Below are 24084 nucleotides of genomic sequence, written 5' to 3'. Positions count from 1 at the left end.
TACTTATGAATAATAATTATCATATTGCAGTATTACCAGGGGATGGTATCGGACCGGAAACTACAAGACAAGTTTATAAAATCTTAAATGTAATAAAAAAACAATTTCAAATCAATATTGTCACCACAGAACATAAAATAGGAGGAGATGCAATTAATAGTGAAGGCACTCCTTTTCCGAAAAGTACTTTAAAATATTGCGAACAATCAAATGCTATATTATTTGGAGCAGTAGGAGGACCACAGTGGACACATTTAAAAGGATCAGAAAGCCCGGAACAAGGAGCTTTATTAGCTTTACGCAAACACTTTAATTTATTCGCTAATTTAAGACCTATATACCTTGCTGATGAATTAAAAGAATTATCTCCTTTAAATATAAATATGATTCCAAATGGAATTGACATTATATTCGTACGTGAATTAACCGGAGGTATTTATTTTGGCCAACCAAAAGGACGTTCCGGGACCGGTTTAAATGAATATGCTTTTGATACTGCAGTTTATCATCGCTTTGAAATAGAACGTATTGCCAACATTGCTTTTAAATTAGCTCAAAAAAGACGTAAACGTGTATCTTCTATAGACAAAGCTAACGTGCTACATACTTCTATGTTATGGAGAGAAGTGGTATCACATCTTGCAAAAAATTATCCAGATGTTGAATTAGAACACTTATACATTGACAATGCTAGCATGCAATTAATAAACAATCCTTCTAAATTCGATATTATTCTATGTCCAAATTTATTTGGGGACATTTTATCTGATGAATGTGCTATGATAAGTGGATCCATTGGAATGTTACCTTCTGCTAGTATTAATGAACACAATTTTGGTTTGTATGAACCTGCCGGAGGATCAGCTCCGGATATTGCAGAAAAAAATATCGCTAATCCTATCGCACATATTCTCTCTATTGCGTTATTATTTAGACATAGTTTAAAACTAGATCATATTGCAATTAAAATTGAAAAAGCAGTTGCTCAAGCATTAATGTTAGGATATCGAACTATTGATATAGCAAAAAAACACGAAAAAAGCATAAGCACTAATGAAATGGGTGATATTATAGCTGCGTTAATTAAAAATAAAAGAGAAAAATAATATGGGAAAATCCTTATACCAGAAGTTATACGATGTACATATAGTGCATAAGAATAAAGATGATGTTCCAATATTATATATTGATAGACATTTGTTGCATGAGGTTACATCACCCCAAGCTTTTGAAGCACTACGTCTAAAAAAACGTATAGTTAGACAACCAAATAAAACATTTGCCACTATGGATCATAACGTCCCTACTACAACAAAAAATATTAATCATTCTGGAAGTATGGCTAAAGAACAATTAGATAGATTAACAAAAAATTGTAATGATTTTGGAATTACGTTATTTGGTTTAAATCATCCTTATCAAGGAATAGTGCATGTTTTAGCGCCAGAACAAGGTATCACATTACCCGGTATGACTATCGTGTGCGGAGATTCTCATACTGCTACTCATGGAGCTTTTGGTGCTTTAGCTTTTGGAATAGGAACATCAGAGATAGAACATGTATTAGCAACACAAACTTTACAACAAATTCGATATAAATCAATGCAAATTAACCTTTCAGGTATTATCGCTCCTCAAATTACAGCCAAAGATATAATTTTAGCAATTATTGGAAAAATTGGGCATGGAGGAGGATCCGGTCATGTAGTAGAGTTTTGCGGACCTATTGTCACTCTCTTAAGTATGGAAGAACGCATGACCCTGTGTAATATGGCTATTGAAATGGGAGCAACTTCTGCTTTAATAGCACCAGACAGTACTACTTACGATTATTTAAAAAACCGTAAATTTTCTCCAACCGGAAAGAATTGGGAACAAGCATTATTATATTGGAAAACTTTATATTCCGACCATGATGCTCACTTCGATAAAAAATTTGATTTTGACGTATCTAATGTTAATCCGCAAGTAACCTGGGGAACTAATCCTAGTCAAGTTATCTCTATTGACCAACCAATCCCATCTCTAGAATCTTTTATAGATCCTATAGAACGCAATTCTGCTGAACGTGCTTTAATTTACATGAAACTTCAATCCAATACTTATTTAACAGATGTTTCTATCGATAAAGTATTCATAGGGTCATGCACTAACTCACGTATTGAAGATTTACGTGTAGCGGCACAAACAATTAAAGGACATCATATTTCCAAAAATACACAAGCAATTGTAGTACCCGGATCTAAGTTAGTAAAAAATCAAGCAGAAAAAGAAGGATTAAATAAGATCTTCATACAAGCAGGATTCGAGTGGCGTTTACCTGGTTGTTCTATGTGTCTAGCTATGAATAATGACAGACTCGAAGCAGGTGAGCGATGTGCTTCTACTAGCAACCGAAACTTTGAAGGTCGCCAAGGGCGTGGGAGTCGTACTCATTTAGTTAGCCCAGCAATGGCGGCGGCGGCCGCCATTGCTGGACGCTTTGTAGATATTCGAAAATTTAAATGATATATATAGGACATATGCGTACATATGATTCAATTTATTCAACATACTGGTATAGTTTTACCACTTGATATTTCTGATATTGATACTGATACTATAATCCCAAAACAATTTTTAAAAGCTATTACTCGCTCTAATTTTGGGTTATACTTGTTTTTTAATTGGCGCTTTCTTGAAAATACACCTAAAATCTTAAATCCAAATTTCGTATTAAATGATCCGTGTTATAAACATGCTAGCATTTTGCTAACCCAAAGAAATTTTGGATGTGGATCATCTCGAGAACATGCAGTATGGGCACTCATGGATTATGGATTCAAAGTTATCATAGCTCCAAGTTTTGCAGATATTTTTCATAAAAATAGTTTTAATAATCGATTATTGCTTATCACTTTATCAGAATTAAAAATAAATGATTTATTTAAAGAAATTGCAACACAAAAAAAAGGTATATCTTTTACTGTAAATTTACACGAACAGATTATTTATATGCATAATAAAAAAAAGTGTTTTTTTGAAATAAATGACTTCCATAAACGTTGTATACTTAATAATATAGACAATATTAGCTTAACTTTGCAATACGATGCTGCTATTAAAAAATATGAAAATAACCAACCATCATATTTAAAATAAATTGCAATAATAAAAATATAAACACATTGGAACACATATATATGAAAAAATTTCACAATAGTATAAATTAAAATAATTAAAAATTTGTATCAAAATGACCAGGAAATATATATCAAGATAATATGATACGAATCAAATATTAAAATTCTCTTATATTATATGTACATGCAAGAGTATAAACATAATATAAAATGATAGACATCAACTATTATCTGCTTTTTATTTTTATATCACTTAATTAAAAAGTGATTCATATAAATACTTCAATAAATGAAGTCTATTATTGGAAATTAATATTTAAATACTAAAAACATGGCGTATGTAAACCAGTAAAAATTGCAAAATAACTCGAATTTAATGTTACCCAAAGAAACACATATTAGTATGTTTTTTCACATCTAAATAAACCAATACCTACATAGATACAAAACATAAAATTCACTACTCATTAATCTATAAAAAAATATTTAAAAATCATGATAATTAATTAATAAGATAATATTCAGTAATAAATATACTATATAATATACTTATTTATCCAAGAATAAAGAGTTCATATTCTTTTTTGAACAACATGTATCAAAATAGTTTAACCAATGATTATTAAGTTTTTTTTTAAAAACACTATCATTAATTCAATTTTTATAATATTTTATACTCAATTTTATTTTTTGGCTCATGCATCTAATTGTCTGCAAATTCCTGTAGCCAATAATCTCTTTTCTATTGATCAACCCATCTATGTGTCATCTGATGAAATAGATATTTATTATCCTAATAATATTCAATTTTCTGGAGATGTCAATATGAAACAAGATAATAACATTTTCATGTCCGACAAATTAATAATATCACTTAATGAAAAAAATGAATTATTATACAATACGCTGTATGCATGTGGCCATGTTAGCTATAACAACAACTATATTATATTAACTGGATCTCATGCTTGGATTAATTTTTATAATAAAAATATAGATATTCATGAAGGTACATATCATTTCTCAGAACCTCCTATTCATGGAACAGCAAATTCTATAATGCAGAGAGGGAAAAATCGTTATACTATTGTCAAGAAAGGAAAGTGTACTTCTTGTGTTTCAAACAAAAACTATTGGAACATAACAGGATCAGAAATGCTTTATGATCATCATAAACATAACATAGATGTATGGAATGCTTGTCTTAAAATAAAAAAAATACCTATATTCTATAGCCCTTATTTATCACTATCTTTACATCAAAATAATGTCTTAAAACACTACATACCTAATATTAAATACAGTAGCAAGCATGGATTGATTTTTAAAATACCTTGCCCTATTAATTTCTCAAAACACTACTCAGGCAGCATCTCTCCATGTTATACATCTAACCTAGGAACAAAATTAGAAACAGAAATACGTTACTCAATTAAACCAGGAACTGGATTATTAATTTTAGATCTCGTAGAAAATAATAAAATGTGCAATCAAAAATTTTCCAACAATTACCCCAACAGATATTGGCAATTATACTGGAAACATAATGGTATTATGAATAAAAAATGGCATTTTAATTCTAATTATATCTCAACTATAGGTTCCAATAATTATATTGAAAATATCAATATACCAACATATACACACTCTAATAATAATTATATGAACCAAAAAATACTGTGCAATTATACTGATAAAAATTGGAACGCTAATTTATCTTATTTTGGCATCACAAATATTAATATTACGACAATTAAAGACTATTATAATTACAACGAATCGTTCCAACTAGAATTAAATTCATATTATGATAACATCAAGCATAAACCATTAAATTTAAAGTTATTTAGTCAAATAACCCAATTTATACCCGTAAATCATCATTATCCAAAAACAATTAGAATACACACGGAACCAACTTTAAATTTCTCAATAAATAATTATTATGGCCATTTTAATACTGAAGCCAAATTAAAAATAACACATTATCGACAAAAAAATATAAATCATTATAACAAAACACAATATCCAAACTATCATTTAGAAAATATAGTTAATCGTATCGTCCCGCAATTAAAAATCAACGGAAAAATGATTTTAAAAAAAAACACGCATATTTCAAAAAAATACAAACATTTTTTAGAACCAAAATTACAATATTTATATGTACCATATCGTTTTCAAGAAAATATTGGTATCTATGATACTGATATGATTCATATAGATCATAAAAATTTATTTCGTGACACTACATATAGTGGATTGGATCGTATTTTACCTGTTAATCAAATTACAGGAGATATAACCATACGATGTTTTAAGAAAAAAAAAGAATTATTTTATGCATCTATAGGTCAAATTTTGAATTTAAGAAAACTTAATTCCGAATATATAAAAATATCTAAATGCACACAAAACACTCCTAATATTCTGTTATTTTCAGGAATAAGTCATTGGAATATTAACGATTATTGGCATATGAACACCGAAACGCAATATGATATGCAACGTCATACATTATCATTTGGAACTATAATATTAGAATACACAGGTAAAGACAACCAAGTTTTACAAACACATTATAGATATGCCAACGAACGATATCTTGAAAAAATACTACCAGATATTAAAGCATCAATATACCACAACACAATTGCTCAATTAGGCGCACTCATTTGTTATCCTTTAATTAATAATTGGAAAATAAGTTGTTCATATTACCATAACATAAAAACTAATCAACTCATTGATCAAACAATAGGAATAGAGTATTATACGCCATGTTGGGGGATTAATGTATCTTGTGAGCGAAAAATAATTGATTGGAACAAACAATTGAACCGTAATACATATGATAATAAAATACGATTAGATATCAAAATATATAACTCTACATCAGATTTTAAAGAAAACCCATATAAAATGTTGAACATAGGCATTTTTCCTTACCAACGTACATTTTAACCTTAAATATCACCACATGAAGTCAAATTCGTGCTTATAATATTGTTAATTATATGAAATTTTGGAAAATATTAATTCTAATATTTACGTTAAAAACAAATATTGTTCTTGGGGCATTAAAAACGGTAGACAAAATTGTAGCATTAGTGAATCACAATATTATATTAGATAGCGATATCAGAAATAATATTTATATGATTCAAGATAATATCTTGAATGGCAATGACAATATATTACAAGACATTTCACATTATCAAAAAATATTAGATCAATTAATCATAGATAACCTCATTTTCCAAATTTCTGATCAACAAAAAATCAATATTGACCACACTCAGCTTAATCAAATGATTAATTGTATTTTAAATTTATATGATATGACATTTGATAAGTTTCGTGCATACCTATATGATATTGGATTAAATTACGAAAAATTTTATTTCCAGCAATATCAGAATATGCTTAAAAAGCAAATATGTGATCATGTTATGCATGATCGTGCTCATATATTGACAAATGAAATAAATAAAATTGTCAAAAAATCAAATATTATCGATATTAATAAGCAATTTAAATTAAGGCATATTACATTTTCATTACCAATACAACCCACTCCAAGACAAATAGATAGAATAGAATATTTTGCAAGATTATTAATTAAAAAAAAAGAATTTAACAATAATATTAAGGAACTTATACGCACATATTCTAATAAAAATATTATTCAAATCATTAAAGTACACGAAACAGAATGGGTTTCATGGAAAGACATACCAATTATTTTTGATAAATATTTACAAAAAATAAACAAAGGCGATGTTATCGGTCCAATTATATCTTGCAATGGAATACATATTGTAGAAATACAAGATATACGTTATAAACAAATTATGCTACCTGTAACTAAAGTTACAGCAAAAATATTTGGTATACAAAATTCGTGTGAAAATATAAGCATAGTGGAACAACTGTTACAAACTAAAGAAAACATGGAAAAAAGTAATACTGCTTTTGACATGATGATTAAAGAAAAATCCAAAGATATATGTTTTAATCATTACGAAGAAAATACAATATGCAAGGATTTAGATGATTTCGAGCCATCAATCCGAAAAGCTTTGAGTTCTTTAAAAAGCAATGAAATTAGTATACCAGTACACACCTCTTGCGGATGGCGTTTAATTCAATTAATAGATATATCTATATTAGAATATAATGAAATAATGTATGAACGTGCTTATTTATATTTATTAAATAACAAATTTGATGAAATTATGAAAAATTGGATTCAAGAATTACGATCCGAATCATATATTAAGATCATTAACTAAAATGATAAAAAAAAATAAACAATTTCAACGCATTGTGCTTACTACGGGAGAACCGGCTGGAATCGGTCCTGACATAATTATTATGAGCGCACAAAAGAAATGGCCTGTAGAGTTGGTTGTGTGCGCAGACCCTAATTTACTATTAGATAGAGCAAAGCAAATAAATCTGCCTCTAAGATTACGTTCTTACCATTCTAAAAAAATAGCATCTCCTTGCATGCCTGGAGAATTATCTGTATTAAAGATGTTACTTCCACAAAAAACTATACCTGGTCAATTAAATGTTAATAACAATAATTATGTTATTCATACTCTAACAAGAGCATCACAAGGATGTTTAAATGGAGAATTTTCAGCATTAGTGACCGGTCCTATACATAAAGCTATTCTTAATAAAGGAAACATAGCGTTCAGTGGGCACACTGAATTTTTATCTCAAATCAACAAATGTAAAACAACTGTAATGATGCTAAGTAATAGAAAATTACGTGTTGCTTTCGCCACTACCCATATACCTATATTATCTGTTCCAAAAATGATTACTCAAAAATCTCTTTGCGACACTATTTCCATTCTAGCACAAGGATTAAAAAAATACTTTGGTGTTCCACACCCTAAAATTTATATATGCGGCTTAAATCCACATTCCGGAGAATCCGGCTATATAGGAAAAGAAGAGATTAATATCATTATACCTGCTTTAAATATTTTAAAGAAAAACATTAATTGTGACCTAATAGGTCCTTTGTCAGCTGATACAATATTTCAGAAAAAATATATTCAACATGCAGACGTAATATTAGCTATGTATCATGATCAAGGTTTACCTGTTTTAAAATATTCTGGATTTGGTCAATCAGTAAATATTACTTTAGGATTACCTTTTATTAGAACCTCTGTAGATCACGGTACTGCTCTTGAACTATCTGGAACAGGAACAGCGCTACCTGATAGTATGATTATGGCTATTACAGTTGCAATTAAAATGTTGAGTCATCGTTATGAAAAAAATATACTATAAAAATCATCTTATAAAAAAAAAATGGAGCCAAGTATTCCTTAAAGATCAAAATGTTATTGATACTATTGTTAAAACTATTAATCCTAAAAAACATCAAAAAATACTAGAAATTGGACCCGGATTAGGTGCGTTAACTAAACAAATTCTAAATATTGCAGATCTCGATTCTTTAATATTAATAGAACGTGATTCAAACTTAGTCAATCGACTAGTTCAAATGTTCAACAAAAAAATTAATATTCTTCACCAAGATATAATGACAACAAATTTTTTTGATTTATCACATAAAGTTGGTCAAAAACTACGATTAATAGGAAATTTACCCTATAACATAGCCACAGAATTAATTGTGTATTTATTCCAATACACTAATGTAATTTACGATATGCATTTCATGTTTCAAAAAGAAGTAGCTACACGACTTTACGCAAATCCTAATAAAAAAGAATATGGAAGACTAAGCATAATAACACAATATCATTGTAAAGTTGTTCCATTGTTAACTATACCAGCAACTTCTTTTTTTCCTATCCCAAAAGTAGAATCTATGGTAATGCGTCTGCTCCCTCACACAAACACTCCCTATCCAATAGTTAATATTGGAAAATTATCTTCACTAACAAAATTAGCTTTTAGACAAAGACGAAAAACTCTTCGAAACAGCTTATCTACATTTTTTAACGAAACAGAAATAACACAAAAAGGAATAAATCCGGCACTGCGAGCAGAAAACATTACTATTAATCAATACTGTACATTAGCAAATATGTTAAATAACAAATAAACTTGCTATATGATGTTTTATCATAACTGGTATCATTATTTTATAATTGTATTTCAACTAAAAAAATGTTATAAATCTATTTTTATTAAAAAATCATATACCATTGAATTATGATATTTTTATTTAAACAGTACTGTAAATCAATACCGCAATAGCATAAAACTCTTTTTTTAACACAAAAAATATTTAAAATAAATCAGTTTCTATTATAATGAAAAAATTGTTTACTAACAGTCGCATATTTTCATATTTTTATAGAATATATTTTTATTATACAAATAATCTTTTTCTAAAAAAGGAAAGTTTATCTTAATACAAAATATTAAAAATATTATGATATATATGTATTTGATCAATTTTATTGTAAAAAAAATCTATAATCACCCAAATGTCTACTTATTTTATTGGAGATGTCCACGGATGTTACAAACACTTACAAACTATATTAGATCATGTATGCTTTAATCCTAAAGTTGATACTCTACATTTTACCGGAGATTTAATCGCCAGAGGACCAAATTCATTAGAGGTATTGCGTTTAGTCTATGCATTTAAGACAAGTGCTTCCATAGTGTTAGGTAATCATGAGTTACATTTGTTAAAAACATATTTTGGAATAAATAGTAGAAAACGTAAAGATTATTTTGATGCTATATTCAATGCTCCCGATCTAGAAGAATTAATTAATTGGTTACGTCATCAACCTGTATTATTCATAGATGAAAATAAAAAGATATTAATGACCCATGCAGGCATTAATCCTAATTGGAATATTAACAATACTAAAAAATATGCCCAAGAAATAGAAGAAATTTTAGTTAGCGACCATTATTTTCTGCTTTTTAAAAAAAACATACATGACAATGTATCTGATACATATCAGATACATAATAATAAATTAAAACAAATACGAGAAAACATGAATGTATTCACACGAATGCGTTATATTTATTTAAATGGTCAATTAGATTTAAAATACAAAGGAGCTCCTAAAGATGCCCCAAAAAATATATATCCATGGTTTTCTTTAAACAAATTAATTGATCCCACATATAATATAATTTTTGGTCATTGGGCATCTTTAGGAGAAATAGAAATACCAGATGGTATTTATGGATTAGATTCTGGTTGTTGTTGGGGAGGGGCACTAACCTTATTGCGATGGGAAGACAAAAAGATTGTTTGCATACCTTGTGACCCATCTACTTAGCTTAAAAATAATTAAATTTGATGATTATTTATACATATTCTATACAAATAGAAATAAATTAGTACCATATTCTCATTATCACTCTTTTAAAAATAATTTATTAATATGCAAGTTTGGTTTCATTAACATAATGTTTATTATTAATCATACTAATTTTTATTAGTAGCGTTCTAAAATAGAAAAATGCAAATAACAAAAACAATCCTCTCTAACTTTATAGAAACTATTGAAAATAGATTTCCATTCTCTTACATCATAATCAGGAAACAAAGTGTCACCATCAATTTCAACCATGTTATGAATATATGTTAAATATAAACGTTGCGCACGAGGTAAAAAAACATTGTATATTTCACTTCCTCCAATTACCATAACTTCATATGCGTCCTGTATTAAAGATAAAGCTTCATCTATATTTTCCACTACAAAAACACCATTATAATTATTTAATAAATTACGACTTAACACAATATTCAATCTATTTAATAATGGTTTCTTACCTATAGACTCGAATGTTTTACGTCCCATAATAATTGGCTTATATAAAGTATGATACTTAAACCACTTAATATCTATAGGTAAATACCAAGGAATAACATTTTTTTTTCCAATTATATGATTGGTAGTCAACGCAGCAATTAAGCTAATAATCATTATGGCACAACGTTCAACGTGTATGTAAAATTATAAAATACTTTTTAATAAAATCTATAATGACAGAAACATACCAAGTGTAATTCTGCAATATATACTAATTATAGTTTTAATGTACTATTTTAGAATGCATATCTTGAAGTGATACCACATGTTCTGTAGCATCAACAGCTAATGACATAGCTGCAGCAAAACTTCCATTTATTGTAGTAATATAATAGACGTTATGTCGCAATGCAATTCGGCATAATAATGTAGCATAATCATTACTAATATTGTCTGTTAAGGTAGTATCCACAATATAACTATATCCACCATTCTTAATTTTTTTATGAATATATGGATGAGTTACATGCACTGGTCTAATCATCTGAGAAACAAGACCAACACTTTTTAGTATCTTCGCTGTTTCACATGTAACATCCAACATAAAACCATTTTTAATAAATTTAGTAACTAAATCCACTGCTTTATCCGTATCTTTATTAGATAATGACAATAATACATCGCCATGTTTTTTCATATACAACTGACTACTTAATGTTGCTTTAGCAAATGCTTCTTCAAAAGTACGTCCAATACCCATTACTTCTCCTGTAGATCTCATTTCTGGGCCTAACTTTGGATTCATATCGATAAATTTGTTAAATGGTAATACTACCTCCTTCACTGAAAAATAAGGAGGAATTACTTCTTTTAAAATACCTTGATCCAACAAAGATTGTCCAATCATTACTCGGGTTCCAATTTTTGCTAACTCCATACCAGTGGCTTTAGATACAAAAGGAATTGTACGTGATGCTCTTGGATTAATCTCAATTATATAAATTTCATCTTTTTGTATTGCAAATTGTATATTTACCAAACCTTTTATATTAAATTTAAATGCTAGTTCTTTTACTTGACAACGTATTCTATCCTGAATATTGTTACTTAACGTATGAGCTGGCAAAGAACACGCTGAGTCCCCGGAATGTATTCCTGCGTATTCGATATGCTCCATAATTCCCCCGATAAACACCTGTTTTCCATCACAAATTGCATCTACATCTACTTCTATCGCATTTTCTAAAAAACTATCTAACAAAACTGGTGCATTATTAGATACTAATATGGCATTTTTAAAATAGAATAATAATTCTTTTTCATTGTATACTATTTCCATGGCCCTACCTCCTAAAACATAAGAAGGCCTGACCACTATGGGGTACCCTATATTTTTAGCTTTTTTTAAAGCTGATTGTATAGATATAACAGTAGCGTTATCTGGTTGTTGTAAACCTAAACATTTTATTGATCGTTGAAATCGTTCCCTGTTTTCAGCTTGGTCAATTGCGTCCGGACTCGTTCCTATAATAGATATCCCGGATGCTTCCATTTCTTTAACCAATTTTAATGGAGTTTGACCTCCATATTGAACAATCACGCCTGTTGGTTTATTTATACGTATAATTTCTAAGATATCTTCTAATGTAATTGGTTCAAAATAAAGAATATCCGATATATCATAATCAGTAGATACAGTTTCAGGATTGCAATTCACCATAATTACATGATATCCGCTTTCACGTAACGTTATTGCTGCATGGACGCAACAATAATCAAATTCAATACCCTGACCAATGCGATTAGGCCCCCCTCCTAATATCATTATAGTTTTATTTGTGTGATTAAATTGAAATTCACATTCACCATCGTAAGTAGAATACATATAAGAAGTATTAGTAGAAAATTCTGCCGCGCATGCATCTACATGTTTATACACAGGATGTATATCATATATAAATCTTAATGTACGAATCTTATTTTCTGATACTCCTGTCAATTTCCCCAATCTTGCATCAGAAAATCCTTTCTTTTTAAGAAAATATAACCGATTCTTGTCAAGACATGATATACCTGCCAACATTATATCATTCTCTAATTGTACTAATTCTTGAATTTGAACTAAAAACCAACGGTCGATATTAGTTAAATAAAAAACTTGTTCCAAAGATATGCCGTAGCGAAAAGCATCGGCAATATACCATATTCGATTACTGCTAGCATTTTTTAATTCATATACAATAATACTAAATGCTTTAGGGTGATTTAAATCAATTTGAGAATCTAGTCCCATTACTCCTATTTCTAATCCACGTATCGCTTTCTGTAAAGATTCTTGTTGACTACGTCCGATTGCCATCACTTCACCCACTGATTTCATTTGAGTTGTCAATTTATTGTGTCGCTCTGGAAATTTTTCAAAATTAAAACGCGGAATTTTAGTTACTACATAATCGATTGATGGTTCAAAAGATGCGGGAATACAACCATTGGTAATATCATTTGATAATTCATCCAGAGCATATCCCACTGCTAACTTAGAAGCTATTTTTGCTATAGGAAATCCAGTTGCTTTCGAAGCTAACGCCGATGATCGCGATACTCTCGGATTCATTTCAACAACGATAAGTCTTCCATTATTTGGATTGACCGCAAATTGCACATTAGCTCCTCCAGTCTCTACTCCAATTTCACGTAATACCATGATTGAAGCATTTCTCATTATTTGATATTCTTTATCGGTCAAAGTTTGAGCTGGCGCCACAGTAATGGAATCACCAGTATGAATACCCATGGGATCAACGTTTTCTATAGAACACACAATTATACAATTGTCTTTAATATCACGTATTACTTCCATTTCATACTCCTTCCAACCAATTAAAGATTCATCAATTAAAAGTTCATGATGGGGATATGAATCCAATCTATATCTACAAAGTTTTTCAAATTCTTCTTGAGTATAAGCAACACCGCCTCCGCTTCCTCCTAAAGTAAAAGAAGGACGAATAATGCAGGGTAGACCGATTTTTTCCAAAACCATCATAGCTTCATCTATATCGCGTGCAACACCAGATCGTGCTGTTTCTAAGCTAATTTTTTTCATAGATTCTCTAAATTTTTGACGATCTTCTGCCTTACAAATAGAATCTATCGTTGCTCCAATTGTTATTATATTAAATTTTTTTAAAATTCCGTGACGTTCTAAATCTAAAGTGCAATTCAAAGCAGTTTGTCCGCCCATAGTTGAGAGCAGTGCATCCGGATGTTCTTTTTCAATAATCTTATGTATTATTTTCCATTGAATCGCTTCGATATAAGTAACATCAGCCATATCAGGATCCGTCATAATTGTAGCAGGATTAGAATTTACTAAAATAATACGATATCCTTCTTCACGTAACGCTTTACAAGCTTGTGCGCCAGAATAATCAAATTCACAGGCTTGACCAATAACTATTGGTCCAGCTCCCAATAATAAGATGCTGTGTATATCGGTTCTTTTTGGCATATTATTATACTCTCAAACTTATTATTTATTACGGTAATTTTTAATTAATTCAATGAAATGACCAAATAACGATGATGCTGCATCATGAGGGCCAGGACTAGCCTCTGGATGTCCTTGAAAACTAAAAGCAGGTTTATTAATATGATGAATACCTTGGAGAGTACCATCAAATAATGAAATATGCGTTATTTTCAACGTATCAGGTAAAGTTTGTTTGTCTACTACAAAATTATGATTTTGCGCGGTAATTATAACCTTGTTTGTTTCTATATCTTTAACTGGATGATTAGAACCATGATGTCCAAATTTCATTTTTATCGTTTTAGCTCCGCTAGCTAACGCAAGTAACTGATGTCCTAAACAAATTCCAAACAATGGGATTGTAGTTGTATTTAAAAAAGTTTGTATAGAATTAATGGCGTATTCATATGCATTTGGATCTCCGGGCCCATTGGCTAGAAAGATGCCATCTGGTTGCATATCAATTATTTCTTTCGCTGTAGTATGTGCTGGAACCACAGTTAATAAACAACCATAATCTACTAATATACGCATTATATTTCGTTTAACACCAAAATCATATACTACAACACGATAAGGTAGGTGCAATGGAGTGCAGAATACTCCAGATTTAATATTCCAAGTACCTTGATTCCAAATATACCGTTGAGAAGTACTTACTTCATGAACAAGATTAAGTCCATTCAATCCAGTAAATTCACGAGCCTTACGCAATGCTAATGTAGCATCAGGCATGTCACAAGCAATGATGCAGCCGTGTTGTATTCCTTTTTCTCGTATTAAACGAGTTAACTTACGAGTATCTACTCCAGCAATTCCAACAATATTTTGTTGCACTAAATAATCTGAAAGGCTCAATGTATAACGAAAATTACTAACAACCGTTGCTAGGTCACGAATAATTAGTCCTCTTACCTGAATACAAGAAGATTCATTATCAAATTCATTAGTACCCACATTTCCAATATGAGGACAAGTTAATATGACTATTTGATAAGCATAAGAAGGGTCAGTAATTATTTCTTGATATCCAGTCATTGATGTGTTAAACACTACTTCTCCTACTGTTTCTCCTTCTGAGCCTATTGCATAACCATAAAATTGATTACCATCTTCTAGTACTAACAATGCTGATTTCATTAAAATAACTCTATCTTAATAGATAAATAAATCATTAAGTATATAACTTACATTTAATTTATTATAAGAAATTGATAAGTCAAATATTAAATTAATAATACTATTATTTTAAATTAAAATAAAACGTGTGTAAATAAAATTTATACATGTTTTATTTATTATTAGTCTCAAAATTCTTTAAATAACATAAATTATGTATCATATATATGATTATATAACTATATAATTATTTACTTGCATCTAGCTATCATAATAATGTATCCATTTCTAAAATATCGCTTATATCAAATAATCCTATTTTATCGCGCCCTATCCAAAAAGCGGCACGTAATGCCCCATGAGCAAATATTAAACGATCCGATGCTTTATGCGTGATTTCTAAACGTTCTCCTGGTCCTACAAATAAAACAGTATGTTCTCCAACGACATCTCCAGCACGTATCGAATGAATTAATATATCTTTATAAGAAGACGCCGATGAATACGTTGTAGGATCAAGATTAGAATCTATAATTCTATTAGAATGAATAGATCGCAATGCATTTACAATAATATTTTGCATTGTTAAAGAAGTTCCAGACGGTATGTCACGTTTTCTGTTATGATGAGTTTCAATAATACTGATATCTGAAGTATTACCTATAACTTGTGTAATCTTATGCAATAATTTAGATATTAACGCTACACCTATACTAAAATTGGAGGAAAAAACAATTCCTATTTTATGAGACGCATTGAGAATAATATTCTTATGTATCTGATTAAATCCAGTAGTACCAATAACTATATTTTTATTATTATTAACACAAAATTTTAAATATTCTATAGATATATCAGGGGCAGTGAAATCAACCAAAACATCAAAATTGTCTTTAATTGATTCCAAATTATCAGTAATTTCTATACCTACTAAAGCATCAGTGTTTATTAATATTCCAGCATCCATTCCGCAAATGTTAGTATTTAAACGTGTTATAGCAGCTCCTAAAACAATTTCTTGACTAAATTGTTTTTCTTTTTTAACAATACACGTTACTATTTCTTTTCCCATGCGGCCAGTTACTCCCGTAACGGCAATACGGAGAGGTGTATCATTCATAATTTTATAACCTTATTAATAATGTTTATTCTTTACATACAAAAAATTTATGACTCTAATGTGTTCCTATATACAATACTAAGTGCAATAAAGTATAATAAATAATGTTACATATCATTTTTAATTTTTTATAATCAACTTCTTTATATTTAATACGTAATGTTACTGTTACAATAAAATCAACAAATCCATTATTATTATAAATACGTTAAATTTTAGGTGTATCAAAAAATATATTTTCTTCCTCTCCGATCATTTCTTCAACAACAACATGATCTGTGCTTAATACACGTAATTTTTCAATAACTTGGAGTACTAAAATGTCTGGGGCTGACGCCCCGGCAGTAATACCAATGTTATTTACCCCACGCAACCAATTTTTTTGAATATCATTAGCATGACTAATTAAATACGTAATTTTCCCAATACGACGTCCTAGCTCCATTAATCTTACCGAATTAGATGATGTTATTGACCCTACAACAAATATCATCTCCACCATTAGAGCTAAATTTTTAAGGGCATTTTGTCTATTAAATGTTGCATAACAAATATCATTTTTTCTAGGACCCATAATATTAGGAAATCTTTTATTTAAAATTGCTATAATCTCTGCAGTATCATCTATAGATAAAGTTGTTTGTGTTACAAAAAATAAATGATTTGGATGATTAACCTGAATGGACCAAGCGTCTGCTTGCGACTCAACTAAATATATTTTTTGTCTAGAATTCACAGAAATATATTGTCCCATAGTTCCTTCTACTTCTGGATGGCCAGAATGACCTATTAAGATTACTTCCATGTCATTACGATTAGCTCGGGAGACTTCCTTATGTACTTTAGTTACCAATGGGCAAGTAGCATCAATTATTATTAAATTTTTAATTTTTGATTGCTCCCGTATCTTTTTTGACACTCCGTGAGCAGAAAAAATCAGAACCGATCCATTTGGTACTTCATTTAGCCGCTCAATAAAAATAACACCTTTCTTAGATAACTGAGTTACCACATAATCGTTATGTACTAACTCATGTCGCACATAAATTGGAGTACCATATACTTGTATCGTTTTCTCTACAATATTAATCGCTCGATTTACCCCTGCGCAGAACCCACGCGGGCTAGCTAATACAACTTTAATTATTTAAACCCTTTTGTATTTTCATGGTAAACAAAATTGCTATATTTATTACTCACATAAAATGTGACAATTAATTTTTAGTAATTTTGTAATTAGATTAATAAACATTATGGTACATATTATATTGATAATAATCATTATACATATCACGATTCTAATATAAATTATTTTTAATAAAATCGTAATAGAATCTTATTGTTACAATAGTAATTCCTATACAAATTGCTATATCTGCAACATTAAAAGTTGGCCAATGCCAATTTTTAATGTGAACATCAATAAAATCAACTACTGCTCCATATAATATTCGATCCAATAAATTTCCTAAGGCCCCTCCAATAACCATAGAGTAAGATATACTATAACATTTTGGGCGTTCAATCAATTTATATAAAGCTATGATAAACGCTACAATTACTAATGTTATTATCCACACAAATATCCAACGATAATATAAACTAGCATTAGTAAATAACCCAAAAGCTAATCCTGAATTACAAACATAATAACAATTAATTCCAGGTAATACTGATAATACCTCACCAATCCAAAAATGAGTCTTTACCCAATACTTTGTTCCTATGTCTAATAACATTATTAATATAGACAACCATAACCATTTTAAATTTTTATAATTATATTTTTTATTCATTAAAAAAACCTACGTTTTTCCCCTGGCCCAACTATATTGTTGACACAACGTGCACAAATATTTGAATAATTTTTATATTGACCAATATCTAATCTATAATGCCAACAACGCAAACACTTCTGACCCTTAGCTTTTTCTAAAAAGATTTTCAGTCCAGGCATGCCCTCTTGTGTATATTGGGTGACATTAAATCCATTGCAATAATCGGAAACTATAGCTGATGATGTTATTAATCCAAAAGAAAGTTCATTGCCTAAGATACGTAATGTATTTGCCAGTTCTGGAGTAGCATACAAAACTACACTGGCATCTAAGGATCCGCCAATAATACCATTAAGACGAGTTTGTTCAACTATTTTATTGACTTCACTTCTAACATTTAAAAAAGTATTCCAATCATGACTATTCATAATTTGTTTTGAATTTATGCTAAATAAGCCATTATACCATTCTTCAGTAAATACATATTTTGATCTATTTCCTGGAATATACCTCCAAATTTCATCAGCAGTAAAAGATAAAACCGGAGCAATCCAACGCACCATAGATTCAATAATATGATACAATGCAGTCTGACAGCTGCGACGTTCTTTACTATTTTTTTTTGTAGTATATTGTCGATCTTTAATAACATCCAAATAAAACGAACCCATTTCTACTGAACAAAACTGCATAATCCGTTGTATTACATTATGAAAATTATATTTATTGTAATCTGATATTACTTCTAACTGTACAGATAAAGCACGATCTACTGCCCAACAATCCAATTCAATCATATTTTCTGGATGTACAGAATCTTTTTCTGGGTCAAAATCACTAATATTAGCTAAACAAAACCGGGCAGTATTCCGAATACGTCGATACATATCAATTGTGTGCTTTAAAATAGCATTTGAAATTGCCATTTCTTTAGAATAATCAGAAGAAGCTATCCATAATCGTAAGATATCTGCTCCGAAATCTTTTATTATCTCCTGAGGACTGATGACATTACCAAGAGATTTAGACATCTTACGCCCCTGGGCATCTACAGTAAATCCATGAGTTAATACTTCTCTATAAGGCGCTTGACCTGTAATTACAGTTGATATAATTAAGGACGACATAAACCAACCTCGATATTGATCTGAACCTTCTAAATATAAATCTGGTGACTGCTTTCTATATTCTAATCTTTCTGGTATCACTGAATAATGAGTAGAACCAGAGTCAAACCATACATCCAGAGTATCTAACACTTTTTCATATTGATCTGCTTCTTCATTGTCTATGATATCTTCAGTTTTTAAATCCCACCACGCCTGTATTCCGTGCTGCTCTACATGTTGGGCAATTACTTCCATTAATGCAATTGTACGCGGATGTAAAATTGAAGTTTTTTTATGAATGAAAAGAGGTATTGGTACACCCCAAACACGTTGCCTTGAAAGACACCAATCAGGTCTATTAACAATCATTTTTTCAATACTATATTCTCCTTTATTTGGAATCCAATCTACCTGGTGTATTTTTTGCAACAATTTATTTCTTAAATTATATTTATCCATACTTAAAAACCACTGTGCAGTAGCTTTGAAAATGACTGGAACTGCATGACGCCAACAATATGGATAATTATGTTTATAGTTATGATTTACGTGTAATAAAGAACCGGATTGATTTAATAACTTTATTATGATTTCATTGGATTGAAATACTTGTACACCATCTAACATAGGGTGCACATTAGATACATAATGACCTGTTTCATTTATTATATTAACTATTTCAAAATTATATTTTCGAGCTACAATATAATCATCAACGCCATGATTTGGTGCGATATGTACTACTCCTGTTCCAGAATCTAGTGCCACATGACCGCTTAAGACAACAGGGACATCAAACGACATAAACGGATGACGAAATTTTAACGATTCTAAGGAACTACCTGAAGTTTCACCTAAAATTCTCCAAGAAAAACATTGTATGCGTTGCATCACAGTATTCACTAAATTAGCTGCAATAATTATATATTTATTATTATTTATCGCAATTAATTGATAACTATAATCTGGATGTACAGAAATAGCTTGATTAGAAGGTAACGTCCAAGGAGTAGTAGTCCAAATTATTAATTCAATAACACGTTGACATGAATCAATATTGAATATTTTAGAAATACGAATATTATCTACTGCAAAAAAAGCAACATCAATAGCCGGAGAACAATGATTATTATATTCCACTTCTGATTCAGCTAATACAGAACAACATTGAAAACACCAATGTACAGGTTTCGTTCCTTTATAGAAATAACCATTAGATATAACTTTGCTTAAGGTACGAATAATATTCGCTTCAGTCTTAAAATCCATTGTCAAATAAGGTCGGGACCAATCTCCTAAGACACCTAACCTTACAAAATCTTTTTTTTGCATTTCTATTTGATCTAAAACATAATTACGACAGATACTTCGAAATTCATTTGGATCAACATTAACTCCTAATTGCCCTATTAATCGTTCCACTTGTAATTCGATAGGCAACCCATGGCAATCCCAGCCGGGAATATAAGGAGCATTATACCCCGTTAAGGTTTTATATTTCAGAATAATATCTTTAAGTACTTTATTTACTGCATGACCTAAATGAATACTGCCGTTTACATAAGGCGGGCCATCATGTAGTATAAATAATTTTTTTTTACTTTTTTTATGACGAATTGCTTCGTATAAATTATCTTTATACCAACGCTCTAAGATAGTAGGCTCGCATACAGATAAATTAGCACGCATTGGAAATAATGTGTACGGTAAATTCAAAGTATTTTTATAGTTAATCATTTATAAATTATTCCGTTTTTATAAATTTTGTTGATATTATTAGTTTTATTAAAATAACTACGTACTTTTATTATATCTTTTTTAATTTGACGCTGTAATTTTTTCACGGAACTAAAATATTGTTCATCACGTATTTTAGCTAAAAAAACTACTTTAATGTGATAAGTATATAAATTTATAGATACATTTAACAAATGTACTTCTAATTTTTGTTGATTTTTTCCAGTAACTGTCGGGCAAATTCCCACATTGGCTATGCCTGGTAATGGATAATTAGAAATACCATACACTTCCACCGCGTATACACCATGTATGGGTAATCGTTTTCCCTGTAATGATACGTTTGCCGTAGGAAATCCAATCCTACGACCTAATTCATCTCCGTGCACTACACGACCAGAAATACAATAAGAATGCCCAAGTAATAACTCAGCATCCAATATTCTATTTTCTACTAAAGCAACACGTATCGCAGTACTACTTATTCTTTGATTATTTTCATCAAAATAAGTGGCGATGCGTATTACTTTAAAACCTGCATTTTTACCTATTTTTTTCAATAAAACAAAATCCCCTTTTCTAAAAGCACCAAACTTAAAATCATCTCCGATATAAACAAACCGAACGTCTAATTTAGATATTAATATATTTTTAATAAAATTGTATGCTTCAATAGCAGCAAATTTTTTATTAAAAGTAATACATAGAATTACATCTACTCCTGCTGTACATAAATAATTCACTTTATCTCTCAATCTAGTTAATCGTATTGTTATTATATTAGATAGATATTCTTTAGGTTGTGGCTCAAAGATCATAACTACAACAGGTAATTTCAAAATGTTTCTTTTTTTTTGTAATTTTTCAAGTAATGCCTGATGCCCGCGATGAAACCCATCAAAATTACCGATAGTAAGTATGCAACCTTTATGACGGGATTTTATGTTATGTAATCCTCTAACAAATTCCATCTTAAATTCAAATAAATTCTTAAAAGATATTTATATTTATTCATATATTTTTAAAAGTGCTAACTTATTTTATAAAATTAATTCAAAAATCATACAAATAATATAATTATTAAAATAGATTTATAAAAAAATTGCACACATGATAGTAATCATATTGAAAATAACAAATAATAATTGTAATTTACAATATAAAAATATAACATAAGGCATATATGTAATTAAAATTTTAAATTTTTTAAAGGTACTTCATATTGGCTAACACTAAATCAGCTCGAAAGTCTCTTATAAAATCAAGACAGCAACGTAAGTGTAATGCAAGCCGGAGATCCATGTTGCGTACCTTTATAAAAAAGGTATACACAGCAATCGAAACTAAAGATAAGACAGCTGCAATGGCTGCATTCGTTTTTATGCAGAAAAAAATAGATCATCAGGCTTGTAAAGGTTTAATCCATAGAAATAAAGCCGCTAGATGTAAATCTAGAACATTTGCGCGTATCAGGTCCATGGGTTTTTGACTGAAGCAAAGGGAAATATAACAACATTTAAAAAATTATATACTGTTGTTGTTGATAACATCATTGTAAGCAATTAACGAGTAAGATCATCGAAGAATTTTTTTACACCATCAAAAAAACTTTTAGATCTAGGGCTGTTTCGGTTTCCATGAGGTCCCTCAAAACTATCTGACAAATCTTGAAGTAATCTTTTTTGTATATCATTTAACTTCACTGGAGTTTCTACCACTACTCTACATAACAAATCACCATTACCACCGCTTCGAACTGATTTTACTCCTTTTCCTCTCATACGAAATAGTTTTCCAGTTTGGGTTTCAGGAGGAATTTTTAATTTTACCCTCCCATCTAAGGTTGGCACCTCAATTTCTCCTCCCAAGGCCGCCATAGAAAAACTAATTGGTACTTCACAATAAAGATTTTTTTCTTCTCTATCAAAAATTGGATGTTTTCTAATTTGAATTTGAACATATAAATCTCCTGAAGGTGCACCATTTTTTCCAGATTCACCTTCACCCGATAAACGTATACGATCTCCTGTGTTTACACCAGATGGAATCTTAACAGAAAGAGTCTTAGACCGTTCTACTCGTCCATTTCCATGACACTTACTACAAACCTCTTTAATAATTTTACCATGTCCATGGCATGTAGGGCAGGATTGTTGTACAGAAAAAAAACCTTGGCGTATTTGAACTTGCCCTTGACCATGACATGTCATACAAGTAATTATAGCTGCATTTGATCTCGCGCCAGTTCCACGACATTTCTCACATGTCGATAAAGTTGGTATGCATATTTCTTTAATAATCCCACGCACTGCATCTTCTAAACTTAACTCTATATTATAGCGCAAGTCCGATCCTCTACCTGCACGACTCCTTCTATTTCCTCCAAATATATCTCCGAACACATCACCAAAAATATCGCTAAAATCCGCTCCTCCTGAATTTGATGTTGCCCCCATACTTCCTGATTCAAACGCTGCATGACCATACTGATCATAAGCTGCACGTTTTTCTGAATTACTTAATACTTCATATGCTTCTTTAATTTCTTTAAATTTTGTTTCAGCTGTAGTATTCCCTGGATTACGATCTGGATGAAATTTCATTGCCAGGCGTTTATAGGACTTTTTGATTTCACGCTCATCCGCATTCTTGGAAATGCCCAAAATCTCATAATAGTCTGATTTAGCCATGGTTTTCTTTATGTCCCTTTGTATACCTATTAATTTAGTAATACATTTATAGATTCAATATTTTCTTGTTTATAATTTTATTAATTA

General features: G+C 30.0%; 18 protein-coding genes. 9 read left to right on the top strand and 9 right to left on the bottom strand.

Translation table 11 applies throughout. The annotated features are described in order from the left end of the window. Positions 1-5 precede the first annotated feature (5 nt). The 8 genes from leuB to apaH all read left to right on the top strand — a co-directional run bounded on the left by leuB (position 6) and on the right by apaH (position 10432). Positions 6-1106 carry a 3-isopropylmalate dehydrogenase gene (gene leuB / locus BCHRO640_RS00675; protein WP_015344426.1) on the top strand — a complete coding sequence of 367 codons (1101 nt, stop codon included), beginning with the start codon at positions 6-8 and terminating at the stop codon, positions 1104-1106. Position 1107: 1 nt separating this feature from the next. Further along, a complete protein-coding gene (gene leuC, locus BCHRO640_RS00670) occupies positions 1108-2508 on the top strand; it encodes a 3-isopropylmalate dehydratase large subunit (protein WP_015344425.1) in 1401 nt (466 codons plus the stop codon). 24 nt (positions 2509-2532) lie between these two features. Further along, on the top strand, positions 2533-3141 hold the full coding sequence (gene leuD / locus BCHRO640_RS00665) for a 3-isopropylmalate dehydratase small subunit (RefSeq protein ID WP_015344424.1): 609 nt from the start codon (positions 2533-2535) through the stop codon (positions 3139-3141). Positions 3142-3812: 671 nt separating this feature from the next. Further along, entirely contained in the window at positions 3813-6086 is a 2274-nt protein-coding gene (gene lptD / locus BCHRO640_RS00660) for an LPS assembly protein LptD (protein WP_236608106.1), read from the top strand. 53 nt (positions 6087-6139) lie between these two features. Continuing rightward, positions 6140-7417: a peptidylprolyl isomerase gene (locus BCHRO640_RS00655; protein WP_015344422.1), complete on the top strand. Its 1278-nt coding sequence runs from the start codon at positions 6140-6142 to the stop codon at positions 7415-7417. A 1-nt stretch (position 7418) separates the two neighbouring features. Continuing rightward, positions 7419-8438 carry a 4-hydroxythreonine-4-phosphate dehydrogenase PdxA gene (pdxA, locus tag BCHRO640_RS00650; RefSeq protein WP_015344421.1) on the top strand — a complete coding sequence of 340 codons (1020 nt, stop codon included), beginning with the start codon at positions 7419-7421 and terminating at the stop codon, positions 8436-8438. Further along, positions 8419-9222, top strand: a complete 804-nt coding sequence (rsmA, locus tag BCHRO640_RS00645) for a 16S rRNA (adenine(1518)-N(6)/adenine(1519)-N(6))-dimethyltransferase RsmA (protein ID WP_011282677.1) — start codon at positions 8419-8421, stop codon at positions 9220-9222. Before pdxA ends, rsmA begins: the two co-directional genes overlap by 20 nt. Before the next feature lie 388 nt (positions 9223-9610). Further along, positions 9611-10432 (top strand): bis(5'-nucleosyl)-tetraphosphatase (symmetrical) ApaH, encoded by an 822-nt coding sequence (gene apaH, locus BCHRO640_RS00640; RefSeq protein WP_015344420.1) that lies wholly within the window; start codon positions 9611-9613, stop codon positions 10430-10432. A gap of 159 nt (positions 10433-10591) precedes the next feature. Here apaH and folA read toward each other — a convergent pair whose 3' ends face one another. The 8 genes from folA to ribF form a co-directional block, all read right to left on the bottom strand. Then, positions 10592-11086 (bottom strand): type 3 dihydrofolate reductase, encoded by a 495-nt coding sequence (folA, locus tag BCHRO640_RS00635; protein WP_015344419.1) that lies wholly within the window; start codon positions 11084-11086, stop codon positions 10592-10594. Between the two features lie 109 nt (positions 11087-11195). After that, a complete protein-coding gene (gene carB, locus BCHRO640_RS00630) occupies positions 11196-14423 on the bottom strand; it encodes a carbamoyl-phosphate synthase large subunit (protein ID WP_015344418.1) in 3228 nt (1075 codons plus the stop codon). Positions 14424-14444: 21 nt separating this feature from the next. Continuing rightward, complete coding sequence (carA, locus tag BCHRO640_RS00625) at positions 14445-15584, bottom strand: glutamine-hydrolyzing carbamoyl-phosphate synthase small subunit (protein ID WP_015344417.1); 1140 nt, start codon at positions 15582-15584, stop codon at positions 14445-14447. 247 nt (positions 15585-15831) lie between these two features. Continuing rightward, the gene (dapB, locus tag BCHRO640_RS00620) at positions 15832-16683 is read right to left on the bottom strand and encodes a 4-hydroxy-tetrahydrodipicolinate reductase (RefSeq protein ID WP_015344416.1); all 852 of its coding nucleotides are present in this window, start codon (positions 16681-16683) and stop codon (positions 15832-15834) included. Between the two features lie 208 nt (positions 16684-16891). After that, positions 16892-17827 (bottom strand): 4-hydroxy-3-methylbut-2-enyl diphosphate reductase, encoded by a 936-nt coding sequence (gene ispH / locus BCHRO640_RS00615; RefSeq protein ID WP_015344415.1) that lies wholly within the window; start codon positions 17825-17827, stop codon positions 16892-16894. A 154-nt stretch (positions 17828-17981) separates the two neighbouring features. After that, positions 17982-18479 carry a signal peptidase II gene (gene lspA, locus BCHRO640_RS00610; protein ID WP_015344414.1) on the bottom strand — a complete coding sequence of 166 codons (498 nt, stop codon included), beginning with the start codon at positions 18477-18479 and terminating at the stop codon, positions 17982-17984. Continuing rightward, the gene (gene ileS / locus BCHRO640_RS00605) at positions 18479-21307 is read right to left on the bottom strand and encodes an isoleucine--tRNA ligase (RefSeq protein WP_015344413.1); all 2829 of its coding nucleotides are present in this window, start codon (positions 21305-21307) and stop codon (positions 18479-18481) included. The genes lspA and ileS overlap by 1 nt, the downstream gene beginning before the upstream one ends. Then, positions 21304-22278, bottom strand: coding sequence for a bifunctional riboflavin kinase/FAD synthetase (gene ribF, locus BCHRO640_RS00600; protein ID WP_015344412.1), 975 nt, complete (start codon positions 22276-22278; stop codon positions 21304-21306). Before ribF ends, ileS begins: the two co-directional genes overlap by 4 nt. A gap of 251 nt (positions 22279-22529) precedes the next feature. On the opposite strand from ribF, the gene rpsT reads away from it, so the two are divergent. Further along, the gene (gene rpsT, locus BCHRO640_RS00595) at positions 22530-22796 is read left to right on the top strand and encodes a 30S ribosomal protein S20 (protein ID WP_015344411.1); all 267 of its coding nucleotides are present in this window, start codon (positions 22530-22532) and stop codon (positions 22794-22796) included. Positions 22797-22869: 73 nt separating this feature from the next. On the opposite strand, the gene dnaJ is transcribed toward rpsT, so the two are convergent. Next, positions 22870-23997 (bottom strand): molecular chaperone DnaJ, encoded by a 1128-nt coding sequence (gene dnaJ, locus BCHRO640_RS00590; protein ID WP_015344410.1) that lies wholly within the window; start codon positions 23995-23997, stop codon positions 22870-22872. Positions 23998-24084: the final 87 nt, after the last annotated feature.

The organism is Candidatus Blochmanniella chromaiodes str. 640, assembly GCF_000331065.1.
GTDB lineage: Bacteria > Pseudomonadota > Gammaproteobacteria > Enterobacterales > Enterobacteriaceae > Blochmanniella > Blochmanniella pennsylvanica.
Note: the sequence above shows the minus strand (reverse complement) of the source record. Positions and strands in the feature narration are given on the sequence as shown.